General features: G+C 40.3%; 11 protein-coding genes and 1 pseudogene. 6 read left to right on the top strand and 6 right to left on the bottom strand.

All coding sequences use genetic code 11. The annotated features are described in order from the left end of the window. A partial coding sequence (locus HMPREF2867_RS10805; protein WP_141751030.1) for a transposase family protein occupies positions 1–313 on the bottom strand: 313 nt, incomplete at its 3' end. 219 nt (positions 314–532) lie between these two features. Beyond that, positions 533–1,519, bottom strand: coding sequence for an L-lactate dehydrogenase (locus HMPREF2867_RS10800; protein ID WP_037600761.1), 987 nt, complete (start codon positions 1,517–1,519; stop codon positions 533–535). Between the two features lie 220 nt (positions 1,520–1,739). On the opposite strand from HMPREF2867_RS10800, the gene gyrA reads away from it, so the two are divergent. The 5 genes and pseudogenes from gyrA (at position 1,740) to HMPREF2867_RS10775 (ending at position 7,892) form a co-directional block, all read left to right on the top strand. Continuing rightward, positions 1,740–4,208 (top strand): DNA gyrase subunit A, encoded by a 2,469-nt coding sequence (gyrA, locus tag HMPREF2867_RS10795; protein ID WP_060971334.1) that lies wholly within the window; start codon positions 1,740–1,742, stop codon positions 4,206–4,208. Next, the gene (locus HMPREF2867_RS10790) at positions 4,208–4,969 is read left to right on the top strand and encodes a class A sortase (protein ID WP_060971335.1); all 762 of its coding nucleotides are present in this window, start codon (positions 4,208–4,210) and stop codon (positions 4,967–4,969) included. Before gyrA ends, HMPREF2867_RS10790 begins: the two co-directional genes overlap by 1 nt. Positions 4,970–5,005: 36 nt before the next feature. After that, a complete protein-coding gene (locus HMPREF2867_RS10785; protein ID WP_037597911.1) occupies positions 5,006–5,407 on the top strand; it encodes an SMU1112c/YaeR family gloxylase I-like metalloprotein in 402 nt (133 codons plus the stop codon). Positions 5,408–5,521: 114 nt separating this feature from the next. Continuing rightward, complete coding sequence (locus HMPREF2867_RS10780) at positions 5,522–6,490, top strand: DUF1002 domain-containing protein (RefSeq protein ID WP_037600769.1); 969 nt, start codon at positions 5,522–5,524, stop codon at positions 6,488–6,490. A gap of 139 nt (positions 6,491–6,629) precedes the next feature. Then, positions 6,630–7,892: pseudogene (locus HMPREF2867_RS10775) on the top strand (NRAMP family divalent metal transporter). Positions 7,893–8,017: 125 nt separating this feature from the next. Here the strand turns inward: HMPREF2867_RS10775 and HMPREF2867_RS10770 are convergent. From HMPREF2867_RS10770 to yghU, 4 genes are all read right to left on the bottom strand, one after another. Then, entirely contained in the window at positions 8,018–8,260 is a 243-nt protein-coding gene (locus tag HMPREF2867_RS10770) for a type B 50S ribosomal protein L31 (RefSeq protein ID WP_003093591.1), read from the bottom strand. A gap of 104 nt (positions 8,261–8,364) precedes the next feature. Next, positions 8,365–9,297 (bottom strand): FAD:protein FMN transferase, encoded by a 933-nt coding sequence (locus HMPREF2867_RS10765; RefSeq protein WP_048675500.1) that lies wholly within the window; start codon positions 9,295–9,297, stop codon positions 8,365–8,367. Beyond that, positions 9,284–10,228: a DHH family phosphoesterase gene (locus HMPREF2867_RS10760; RefSeq protein WP_048675503.1), complete on the bottom strand. Its 945-nt coding sequence runs from the start codon at positions 10,226–10,228 to the stop codon at positions 9,284–9,286. Before HMPREF2867_RS10760 ends, HMPREF2867_RS10765 begins: the two co-directional genes overlap by 14 nt. Before the next feature lie 80 nt (positions 10,229–10,308). Then, complete coding sequence (yghU, locus tag HMPREF2867_RS10755; RefSeq protein ID WP_022496714.1) at positions 10,309–11,097, bottom strand: glutathione-dependent disulfide-bond oxidoreductase; 789 nt, start codon at positions 11,095–11,097, stop codon at positions 10,309–10,311. Between the two features lie 172 nt (positions 11,098–11,269). Here yghU and add point away from each other — a divergent pair, with 172 nt between their 5' ends. Next, the gene (gene add / locus HMPREF2867_RS10750; protein WP_048790441.1) at positions 11,270–12,280 is read left to right on the top strand and encodes an adenosine deaminase; all 1,011 of its coding nucleotides are present in this window, start codon (positions 11,270–11,272) and stop codon (positions 12,278–12,280) included. Positions 12,281–12,430: the final 150 nt, after the last annotated feature.

The raw sequence follows: 12,430 nt of genomic DNA, 5'->3' as shown, positions 1-12,430 counted from the left end.
GATTGGAGATTTGGCAGTTTTTCTCAACGATTGATGTCTTAGCTACCGTGACTCTCCTACACACTTTACACTGGAAGCGACGTTTCTTCAGACGTAGTAGTGTTGGAGTTCCAGCTTGTTCAAGAAGAGGGATTTTAGAAGGCTTTTGAAAGTCGTACTTGATCATCTTTCCATGGCAATGAGGACATGATGGTGCAGGGTAATCAAGTTTTGCATGAATCTCGATATGAGTGTTAGTTTCAAAAACAAGTGAAATAATGATGTTAGGGTCTTTAATTCCAATTAATTCTGTGGTATTCTTAATAAGTCTCATGAGTTCTTCCTAATGATGGTTTGGTCGCTTTTCATTATAGTTCTTATGGGACTTTTTGTTTACACTCAAAAAGCTCCATAATCTCTACAGTGGTTTTACCCACTACAGAAATTATAGAGCCATAATCTTAAACAGCTAATTCAGTCGAATTAGCTGTTTTTTTCTTTTTTAATACGAAAAAAGCCTCCTACTGGAGACTTTTATTTAACTAATGTTAGATTAGTTTTTTGAAGCTTCTTGGAATTCAGGGTTTTTCCATGCTTCATCAATGATAGCTTGCAATTCGTCAGCAGAAGCTTTCATTTTTTGTTGTTCAGCATCGTTCAATGGGATGTTAACTGGACGTACGATACCGTGTGCACCTACGATAGCAGGTTGACCGATAAAGACGTTGCTTACACCATATTGACCTTCTTGGAATACAGACAATGGAAGTACTGCATTTTCATCGTCAAGAATAGCTTTAGTGATACGAGCAAGGGCAACGGCGATACCATAGTAAGTAGCACCTTTTTTGTTGATGATTGTGTAAGCGGCATCACGAACACCTTCGAACAATTCAACCAATTCAGATTCTTGAACGTTTTGAGTGTCTTTAAGGAATTCTTCAAGGTTTACACCGGCGATGTTAGCGTGTGACCAAACGGCAAATTCTGAGTCACCGTGTTCACCCATGATGTAGGCGTGAACTGAACGAGCATCAACGCCAAGTTTTTCAGCAAGTGCTTGACGGAAACGAGCTGAGTCAAGTGAAGTACCTGAACCGATAACGCGTTCTTTAGGGAATCCTGAGAATTTCCATGTTGAGTAAGTCAATACGTCAACTGGGTTAGCTGCTACAAGGAAGATTCCATTGAAGCCTGATTCAACAACTTGAGTAACGATAGATTTGTTGATAGCAAGGTTTTTACCAACAAGATCAAGACGAGTTTCACCTGGTTTTTGTGGAGCACCAGCAGTGATAACTACAAGGTCAGCATCCGCACAGTCTTCGTATTTAGCTGCGTAGATTTTTTTAGGTGAAGTGAAAGCAAGCGCGTGGCTTAGGTCAAGCGCATCACCAACAGCTTTTTCGAACAATTGTGGAATTTCGATGATACCAAGTTCTTGAGCGATACCTTGGTTTACAAGTGCGAAAGCGTAAGATGAACCTACGGCACCGTCACCAACGAGGATGACTTTTTTGTGTTGTTTAGTTGCAGTCATGGGTCTAAACATCTCCTTATTTTTTAATTGGGTTACCCCGTACACTGCTTATTCTACCACTTTAAGTGATGGATGTCACGAAATAATAAGGAAATAATAGATGAAAGCGTTTACACAACTGAAAAGTAAAGCGTTTTATGGTATAATATTATAGAAATTTTCTATACTCTTTTATTAGAGTTTGGAATGATTTGAATGAAAGAAAAGAGGCATTTTTAGAGTGCAAGATAATAATTTAATTGACGTTAATTTGACGTCTGAGATGAAGACGAGCTTTATCGATTATGCCATGAGTGTTATCGTGTCTCGTGCTCTCCCAGATGTTCGTGACGGTTTAAAACCTGTACAACGTCGTATTCTATATGGAATGAATGAGCTTGGGGTGACACCTGATAAGCCACATAAAAAATCTGCCCGTATTACCGGGGATGTCATGGGTAAATATCACCCACACGGAGACTCATCTATCTATGAAGCCATGGTTCGTATGGCGCAATGGTGGAGCTACCGTTACATGTTGGTTGACGGTCACGGGAACTTTGGTTCTATGGATGGTGATGGGGCTGCCGCTCAGCGTTATACTGAGGCGCGTATGTCTAAAATCGCCTTGGAAATGCTTCGTGATCTCAATAAGAATACAGTTGATTTTCAAGATAACTATGATGGCTCAGAACATGAGCCAATCGTTCTTCCGTCACGTATTCCAAACCTTCTTGTCAATGGTGCGACAGGGATTGCCGTTGGTATGGCGACTAACATCCCACCACACAATTTGGCTGAAACGATTGATGCTGTCAAATTGATGATGGATAATCCTGAAGTCACAACACGTGAACTGATGGAAGTTCTTCCTGGTCCAGACTTTCCAACTGGTGGCTTGGTCATGGGGAAATCTGGTATTCACCGTGCATATGAAACTGGTAAGGGTTCTATTGTTCTTCGTTCGCGTACTGAAATTGAAACAACTAAATCAGGTCGTGAGCGTATTGTTGTCACTGAGTTTCCTTACATGGTCAATAAGACCAAGGTCCATGAACATATCGTTCGTTTAGCTCAAGAAAAACGTATTGAGGGGATCACAGCAGTCCGTGACGAGTCTTCTCGTGAAGGCGTACGTTTTGTCATCGAAGTGCGTCGTGATGCTTCTGCTAATGTTATCTTGAACAATTTGTTCAAATTAACGCAACTTCAGACTAACTTTAGCTTCAACATGTTGGCCATTGAAAAGGGTGTACCTAAAATCCTTTCTTTGCGTCAAATCTTGGCTGACTATATTGCTCACCAACAAGAAGTTGTGGTTCGTCGTACACAGTTTGACAAGGATAAGGCTGAGGCACGTGCCCACATTTTAGAAGGTTTGTTGATTGCCCTTGATCATTTGGATGAAGTGATTACGATTATCCGTAACAGTCAAACTGATGCTGAGGCTCAAGCTGAGTTGATGGCTCGCTTCGAACTCACGGAACGTCAAAGTCAAGCTATTCTTGATATGCGTTTGCGTCGTTTGACAGGTTTGGAACGTGATAAGATTCAAAATGAGTACAATGATCTCTTGGCTCTGATTGCTGATTTAGCTGATATTTTGGCAAAACCAGAGCGTGTCATTGCTATCATCAAGGAAGAGTTGGATGAAAGTAAGCGTAAATTCGCAGACGCCCGTCGTACAGAGCTGATGGTCGGCGAAGTTGTCTCACTTGAAGATGAAGACCTAATCGAAGAAGAAGATGTTGTTATCACTCTTTCTAACAAGGGATATATCAAACGCTTGGCTCAAGACGAATTCCGTTCTCAGAAACGTGGAGGTCGTGGAGTTCAAGGGACAGGTGTTAACGATGATGACTTTGTTCGTGATATTGTCTCAACAAGCACTCATGATCATCTTTACTTCATGACTAATAAGGGGCGTGTATACCGTCTTAAGGGGTATGAAATCCCAGAATACGGTCGCACAGCCAAAGGTTTACCTATCGTTAATCTCTTGAAGTTGGACGAAGGTGAGACCATTCAAACAGTCATTAATGCCAAGAGTGAAGAAGCTTCTGAAAATAATCACCTAGTCTTTGTAACTCGTCAAGGTTTGGTTAAACGAACTAAGGAAGCCGAGTTCAAAAACATTCGCCAAAATGGTTTGATTGCCTTAAAACTTAGAGAAGGTGACGAGCTAATCAACGTCTTCTTGACTACTGGTAATGAAGAAATTGTCATTGGTACTAAATTTGGTTACAGTGTTCGCTTCAAAGAGGACACTATTCGAAGCATGAGTCGTATGGCTGCTGGTGTTAAAGGGGTAACTCTTCGTGATGGTGACCAAGTTGTTGGTGCAGCTGCCATTACAGAAAACCAAGAAGTCTTGATTATCACTGAAAAAGGTTACGGTAAGCGTACCTCAGCTACTGAATACCCAACGAAGGGTCGTGGTGGTAAAGGTATCAAGACTGCCAATATCACAGAGAAGAATGGTAACCTAGCAGGTATTGTAACAGTGTCTGGTGATGAGGATATCATGGTCATCACCGATACAGGTGTTATCATACGTACTGCCGTTGCTAATATTTCACAAACTGGTCGTGCCACTCAAGGGGTTAAGGTCATGCGTTTGGATGACTCTGCTCGTATTGTAACCTTTGCTTTAGTTGAGCCAGAAGAAGTTGAACAAGCTTCCGAAAATCAAGAAAGTGGTGACAACTAATGAGCAAAGATAAGAAAAATAACGTAACAAAAAAACGTCGTAAGTGGCTTGATATTCTTCGCTGGGTGTTGATTGTTGTTCTCTTGGTTGTTGGTTTAGCCTTGATTTTCAATAAGTCTATTCGAAACACAGTGATTGCTTGGAATACAAATAAGTATCAAGTGAGCAAGGTTTCTAAAAAAACTATTGAGAAAAACAAGGAAGCTAAGACTAGCTTTGACTTTGATACCGTTAAATCAATTAGTACAGAGTCTGTCTTGCAGGCACAGATGGATGCTCAAGAGCTTCCTGTCGTTGGTGGTATTGCTATTCCAGAGGTAGGTATCAATCTCCCTATTTTCAAAGGACTTGGCAATACAGAGTTGACTTACGGTGCAGGAACGATGAAAGAAGATCAAGTCATGGGTGGTGAAAACAACTACTCATTGGCTAGTCACCATATTTTCGGTATCGCTGGGGCTTCTGACATGCTCTTCTCACCATTAGATAGGGCTAAAGAAGGCATGAAGATCTACCTTACGGATAAAAATAAGGTCTACACCTATGTTATCAGTGAGGTAAAAATTGTCCAACCAACTGAAGTAGCAGTGATTGATGATACTCCTGGCAAGTCTGAAGTTACCCTTGTAACTTGTACGGATGCCGAAGCAACTCAGCGTACAATCGTCAAAGGTGAATTGAAATCACAGGTAGATTTTGACAAGGCAAGTTCAGATATTATTGAAGCGTTTAATAAGTCATACAATCAATTTCAAAATTAAGAAAGGGCCTTCGGGCCTTTTTCAATGGAGGAAAATATGTTTTTAAATACAGTGCACCATGTTGCTATTATTGTTTCTGATTATGACTTGTCTCGAGATTTTTATGTCAATAAACTTGGTTTTGAGATTATTCGGGAAAATCACCGTCCGGAACGTCATGATTATAAGTTAGACCTACGCTGTGGAGGTATAGAACTTGAAATCTTCGGCAATAAGACCAGTGATCCGAACTATGTGGAGCCCCCAAAACGTCCGTCTTATCCTGAGGCATGTGGCTTACGTCATTTAGCTTTCAGAGTGACTAATATTGAAGAGGTCGTCAAAGAGTTAGAACAAAAGGGTATCTCCTGCCAACCTATTCGCAAGGACACTTTTACCGGTGAAAAGATGACTTTCTTTGCTGATCCAGATGGTCTTCCCTTGGAGTTGCACGAGTAGTTTTTTTGACCTTAATTTTTTAAGTCATGGTATAATAGGTGAACGGCTGAGCCTAGAGTCAGTCGTCCTTTAGGAGATTATGGAATACTATTCTATTTTCGAAAGGAAACACACATGAAATTGAAAAAACTTCTTGTTACTGGGATGGCTATATTGGCTTCAGTAACAGCCTTTACTTCGGTTGCTCAAGCAGCAACATCTTCACAAGTCCAAAAGGTTATTGATGAATCTTATGTTCAACCAGACTATGTGATGGGATATTCGTTGTCGGAAGAGCAACGAAATGAAACCTTGAATTTATTAGGGTATGATAGTAGTAAGGATACTAATGTCAAGACCTTGACGACATCTGCTTACGCTAATATCATGAATGTGGCTGACGATTCTAGTCTTCAGCTATATTCTTCGGTTAAGATTGCTAAGCTGGGTGCTAAGGAAACCTTGAGTGTAGAGATTGTGACACCGCAAAATATCACGAAAATCACTCCAGATATGTACCGTAATGCTGCCACGACACTTGGTATTGAACATGCTAAGATTACGGTAGCAGCACCAATTGCAGTTACAGGAGAAAGTGCCTTGGCTGGTATTTACTATTCCCTTGAGCAAAATGGGGCTAAAGTTTCAGATGAAAGCAAAGAGCTTGCGCAAGAGGAACTCAAAACCCTTTCTCAAATTAATGAGGAAAATTCAGGCAAGAGTGACTATGATGCGGACAAGCTTAATGTAGCTATGACTGATATTAAGTCAGCAGTTGCTGATAAAGGGGATAAGTTGACTGAAGACCAAGCTAAAACGATTGTTCAGCAAACAATTAATAATTACAACTTGAATCTTTCTGATACGCAAATTAACCTTCTGGTGAATTTTGCTATGAATTTATCTAAGTCTTCAATCATTGATAGTGCTAGCTTTAAGTCAACCTTGAGTTCACTTAAAGATTCTATCGTTTCGAAAGCTGGTAATACTTTCTCTGGAATCAACCTAAACTTTAATGCCAACAAAGCGGTTGAGAACAGCAAAAATATTTTTGCACAAATCTGGCAAGCTATCGTAGATTTCTTTACAGGACTTTCTAAATAGTAAAAGAGCTATCCATTTGGATGGCTTTTTTCTATTTTTCAGAAAATATGTGAAATTCTATTGAAATTATTCCAACAATTGTGTAAAAGGTAAACATCAATTCAGATTATTCAGAAAATTTATTTTAGGAGATTCTCTTATGTCAGAAACAAGTATATCTAGTCAGTCTACCTGGCGTAGTAAAATAAAAGCAATGGGACCTGGTATCCTAATGGCTTCAGCGGCCGTAGGTGGTTCCCACATCGTTTCATCAACTCAAGCGGGTGGTTCTTATGGATGGGCCTTGCTAGGCTTGGTTATTCTAGCTAACCTCTTTAAATACCCATTCTTCCGTTTTGGTGCTGAGTATACCGCAGATACGGGTAAAACCCTTGTTGAAGGTTATGCTGAGAAAGGTAAGTTCTATCTTTGGGTATTCTTCATTTTGAATGTCTTTTCAGCCTTGGTTAATACTGCAGGTGTTTCTATTCTTTGTTCAGCTATCATTGCTAGTGCCTTTCCAATGCTTGGTTTGAGTATTACAACATGGTCAATCATTTTGGTTGCAATCATTTGGGGTATGTTACTCTTTGGTGGTTACAAACTTCTTGATGGCATGGCTAAATGGATCATGTCAGCCTTGACTATCGCAACAGTAGCAGCAGTTATTATTGCAGCAATCAAACACCCAGAGTAAAGTGCTGACTTCGTTGAAAAAACACCATGGCAGTTAGCAGCCCTTCCATTTATCGTTTCACTTCTTGGATGGATGCCAGCTCCAATTGAAATTTCAGCCATTAACTCACTTTGGTCAGCTGAGAAAAAGAAAACTGTTGACTTTAACACTGACGATGCCCTCTTTGACTTTAACGTTGGTTTCATCGGAACAGCTATTCTTGCAGTATTCTTTGTAGCACTCGGTGCTCTTATCCAGTATCCAACTGGTAAACCAGTAGAAGCAGCATCAGCTAAGTATATTGCTCAGTTTGTTGGTATGTATGCCTCAGTGCTTGGTGAGTGGTCACGCTATTTGATTACCTTTATCGCTTTCTTATGTATCTTTGGTACTGTGATTACTGTTATCGATGGTTATTCACGTGTTAACGAAATTTCTCTTCGTCTTTTGTTTAACCAAAAGGAAAAAAATCAAACACCATTGAATGTTTGGATGACATTGACAGCTATTCTTGGTCTCATCATTATTTTCTTCTTCCAAGGTCAAGTAGCAACAATGCTTCGTTTTGCCATGATTGGTTCATTCCTTACAACACCTTTCTTTGCGCTTTTGAATTATGTACTTGTTACAAAAGCAAAGAGAGACCTTCCAACTTGGTTGAAAGGACTTGCTATTGCAGGTTTGATTTTCTTATTCGGATTTGCCCTCTTCTTTATCTGGGCTTTGGCTATTGGTAAAGCAGGTTAATAGGATTAAACGGTTTCCATATGGAAGCTGTTTTTTTATTTTAAAGGAGCGGGGGAGGAGAGATTATAGCCAAGAGAATACAAAAAAACCATTCCAATTGGAATGGCTTAACAACAAGATGTTGCTTATTTGAGACCGTATTTTTTGTTGAAACGATCCACGCGTCCGTCTGCTTGAGTGAATTTTTGACGGCCAGTGTAGAATGGGTGTGAATCTGATGAAATTTCTACACGGATAAGTGGATAAGTTTCACCTTCGAATTCAACTGTTTCGTTTGAGTGTTTAGTTGAACCGCTAAGGAATTGGTAACCAGTAGTTGTGTCCATGAATACTACTTGACGGTAATCTGGATGGATATCTTTTTTCATGTTAAAATATTTCCTTTCTGCCATGGTACTTTCCGCACCATAGTTTTTTAACTATTTTAGTTTATCAAAAGGTGGTCTTCTTGACAAGTCTTTTTTACTATTTTTTAGGAAATTCGCATTTTGTAAATGCCACTTGTCTGAAAGCATCGATTATCTTTATCAACGATGATAGCTTCAAGATTTGGTTGTGAACTAACTTCCTGGAAAATGCGTTCTAGACTTGAGCCAAATAAACGTGTCGTCCAAATTTCACCATCGACTGAGAGGGATGAAATGATGGTAAGACTAGCTAGATCACTAGAGACAGGGTAGCCAGTTTGACTATCGAAAATATGATGATAGGTTTTGCCATTTATTTCAAAAGTGCGTTCATAGATTCCTGAAGTGACAATAGATTGGTCTCTTATAGCAAGCACCATAAGATTTGTGTTTCTAGTCTCCTTGGGATTTTGAATACCAATCCGCCATTTTTTATCAGGATTATGGAGAGCTGGTCCAAAGGTTAGAACATTACCTCCAAGATTGATTAGGGCACTGGTCACTTTTTCCGCTTTAAGAAAATCTGCAATACGATCTGCAATATATCCCTTTGCCAGGGCACCAAGATCAATTTTCATCCCTTTTTCTTTGAGAAAAACGCTTTGATTTTCCTCGGATAGAACAATGGCATTGGGATTGATAATTTGCAGGAGCGGACGAATTTCTTCAGGCAGAGGCAACTTGGCATCTGAAAAACCAATGCGCCAAGTCTGAATGAGAGGTCCAATGGCAATGTTAAGGTGACTTCCAGGTTGGCAGCTATGCCATTTTCCAAGAGCAATAAGTTCAAAAAGCTCTGGGTGAACCGTCACCGAATGTAAGCCTGCTGCCTTGTTAATTTTCATGAGTTCGGAACTGTCGTCATTGGCTGAGAAGCGCTTATTGTAGGTATGTAGAAGTGCTTCAACTTGGTCTAGCAGGGGTTCTGGTTCTTTATGATAGATAGAGACGTCAATCACAGTTCCCATGAGACGTACACGACGATTAGTGAGTTGCATGGGCAACTGTATCCTTGATTTCTTGATAGATTTGTTCGTTTTCTTCTAAGCTGTAGGAATTGGCCCCACTAGCTAGTGGGTGGCCGCCACCATCATGGCGTTTGGCAATCTCGTTGATGACAATGCTTTTACTACGTAGACGGACACGGTAATGTCCTTCAGGCTGCTCTACGAAAATAGCCCAAGATTCGACACAATCAATACGGCCTGGAGTTCCAACAATGGCAGAACTTTCAGCATCAGTGACATTGAATTCATCCAAAATCTTTCGTGTCAAGACAACTCGAGCTGCACCATTTTCATCTACTTCTAGATTATCGAAAACATAACCTTGTAGTTTAGCAATTTTGAAAGGAAAACTGTCCATACGACGAGCCATTGCTGCAAAATCAAAGTCGTATTCACGAAGTTTAGCCGCGATTTGAAGTGTTTTAGGAGTAGTAGATGGAAAGAGGAAGCGACCTGTATCGCCAACAATACCATTGTAGAGAACACGAGCAGCAGCATCTGACAAGGAAAGACCAAGGCTGAGGGCCCAGTCTGTCACAATTTCGCTAGCACTTGAAGCAGTCGTATCAACAAGTAGAAGGTCACCGTAGGCATCATCGTTAGGATGATGGTCAATTTTGATAATGAAGTCACCTTTATCATAACGATCGTCGTCGATACGAGGGGTGTTGGCAGTATCGGTAACAATAACAAGTGCCCCTTCATAGTCTTGATCAGCTACCTCGTCCATCTCAGCAATCCAAGATAAGGTGGGTTCATTGACACCTGTCGCAAGAACCTTTTTATCTGGAAAGTTTGTTTTTAAAATTTCCTTCAGTCCTACCTGACTACCGATGGCATCAGGGTCAGGTCTTTGGTGGCGGTGAATAATAATAGTGTCGTAGGCTTTGATTTTTTCTAAAATAGCTTGAAATACAGTCATGAATGTCTCCTTGTGATTTTGCTTCTATTATATCATGAAACAATAGAAAAACGGTTAGCCTAGGCAAACCGTTATAAAAATTAGATCTCTTTATAGTCGACTTCAAGTCCTCGTTTAACTGCTGGACGGTCGGCAATTTTTTCAGTCCAAGCTTGAAGATGCTTGTATTCTTTAACATCAAGGAAAATACCAGCCTTATCCCAAATCTTATCTTGAGCAAGACGGCCATACCAAGACCAGATAGCGATATCAGCGATAGTATATTCATCGCCAGCAATATAAGGTTTGGTTGCTAATTCTTTATCAAGCAAATCAAGTTGGCGTTTGGCTTCCATGGCAAAACGGTTGATGGCATATTCGATTTTTTCAGGTGCATAGTGGAAGAAGTGACCAAAGCCACCACCTAGAAAAGGAGCAGCACCTGTTTGCCAAAAGAGCCAGTTGAGAACTTCCGTACGTTTTGCGTGATCAGTTGGAATGAGTTTGCCGAATTTTTCAGCCAAGTAAAGGAGGATGTTAGCTGATTCGAAGACACGAACCGGTTGGTCCTCAGAGTAATCCATCATTGCTGGAATCTTTGAGTTTGGATTGATTGAAACAAAGTCTGAGCCGAATTGGTCACCATCTCCAATCTTAATACGATAAGCGTCATAACCTGCTTGAGTCACACCAAGTTCTTTCAATTCTTCCAGCATGATAGTTGCCTTGATACCATTTGGTGTCGGAAGAGTATAGAGTTGGAAAGGTTGGTCACCTTTAGGTAATGTTTGTTCAAAACGTGCACCAGCTGTAGGTTGATTGAGGCCACCCCAGGCACCTCCCATAGAGGTTGGGTTTTCCCAAACTTCTGGTAAAATATAGTCAGACATAAAGTTTCTCCTTGTATTCTTGATAGTTACATCCTAACAAAATGCTAATGGCATTTCAAGAATCTACTACGTCCTATTAGGCGTGACACCTTGACTTTTTCTATAAGAATGATAAGATAGTAAAAATTAATTTTTATCTGATAAAAACATATTGTTTAGAGAGGAAGAAAGAATGACTGCTATTGATTTTCATAAGTTGGCTAAAACAGAACTACACTGCCATTTGGATGGTTCTCTATCATTGGAAACTATTCGTCACCTAGCTGACTTGGCACAGATTGAGTTACCTGAGGACGATGCAGAGCTCAAACACCATGTGACAGCACCAGCTACCTGTGAGAGTCTCCTAGATTATCTTGAGGCTTTTGATTATATTCGTCCTTTGCTTCAAACAAAGGAAGCTTTGACTATTGCGGCTTATGATGTCGCTAAACAGGCTGCTCTTGAAAATGTTATCTATATTGAAGTGCGTTTTGCTCCAGAATTGTCAATGGATAAGGGATTGACTGTCGCTGAAACCATTGATGCTGTTTGTCAAGGCTTACGTCAAGCTCAAGAAGAATTTGGTATTGTAGCCAAGGCCCTAGTTTGTGGCATGCGCCAATCAGATCAAGAATTAACGGCTCGTATTCTTGATGAAGCAAATGATGTTGGCAATAGTGGCTTTGTTGGTTTTGATTTTGCCGGAGATGAGCATCAATATGGACCTAAAGCGATTAAACCTTTGATTGAACAAGTCCAAAGTTACAACCGTCCGATGACTTTCCATGCTGGAGAGTGTGGTTGCCCAGCCTTTTTGGCTGAGTCGATTGCCATGGGAATTAAGCGTAATGGTCATGCAACGATCTTGGCTCAGGAGCCTAAGCTTTTGGAAGAGTTTGTCAAAAATGGTGTCACAGGAGAGTTATGTTTAACAAGTAATCTCCAGACCAAGGCTGCTGTTACAGTTGCTGATTTTCCTTATCTAAAAATGAAAGCGGCAGGGGCTAATATTACTATTAATACGGACAATCGGACTGTTTCTGATACAAACCTGACCAAAGAGTACGAACTCTATCACAAGCATTTTGATAGCTCAGTTCAAGACTTCTATGCTCATAATAAGACAGCAATCGAAGCTTCATTTGCTAGTGATGAGGAGAAAGAAGAACTCCTTGAAAAATTGGCTAAAGCCTATTCATAAGAAGTAAATAGACTGGTAAAACTTTATAAAGGTGATAAAATTGAGCCATTTGGAACATCAGTCAAACCTATCATAAAAATAGGGGAGAGAGGCGAACTTTTTTCAAAAATTGTTCAGTCTCCCTCCCTTTTACGCTTGGAATTATGATAA

This window comes from Streptococcus sp. HMSC064H09 (assembly GCF_001812625.1).
Taxonomy (GTDB): domain Bacteria; phylum Bacillota; class Bacilli; order Lactobacillales; family Streptococcaceae; genus Streptococcus.
This window is presented reverse-complemented; position numbering and strand designations above follow the sequence as displayed.

Excerpts from the sequence above, each read along its gene's own strand:
- HMPREF2867_RS10780 (WP_037600769.1), top strand. The coding sequence starts at position 5,522 with ATGAAATTGAAAAAACTTCTTGTTACTGGGATGGCTATATTGGCTTCA.
- yghU (WP_022496714.1), bottom strand. The coding sequence starts at position 11,097 with ATGTCTGACTATATTTTACCAGAAGTTTGGGAAAACCCAACCTCTATG.
- HMPREF2867_RS10785 (WP_037597911.1), top strand. The coding sequence starts at position 5,006 with ATGTTTTTAAATACAGTGCACCATGTTGCTATTATTGTTTCTGATTAT.
- add (WP_048790441.1), top strand. The coding sequence starts at position 11,270 with ATGACTGCTATTGATTTTCATAAGTTGGCTAAAACAGAACTACACTGC.
- HMPREF2867_RS10800 (WP_037600761.1), bottom strand. The coding sequence starts at position 1,519 with ATGACTGCAACTAAACAACACAAAAAAGTCATCCTCGTTGGTGACGGT.
- HMPREF2867_RS10790 (WP_060971335.1), top strand. The coding sequence starts at position 4,208 with ATGAGCAAAGATAAGAAAAATAACGTAACAAAAAAACGTCGTAAGTGG.
- HMPREF2867_RS10770 (WP_003093591.1), bottom strand. The coding sequence starts at position 8,260 with ATGAAAAAAGATATCCATCCAGATTACCGTCAAGTAGTATTCATGGAC.
- HMPREF2867_RS10760 (WP_048675503.1), bottom strand. The coding sequence starts at position 10,228 with ATGACTGTATTTCAAGCTATTTTAGAAAAAATCAAAGCCTACGACACT.
- HMPREF2867_RS10765 (WP_048675500.1), bottom strand. The coding sequence starts at position 9,297 with ATGCAACTCACTAATCGTCGTGTACGTCTCATGGGAACTGTGATTGAC.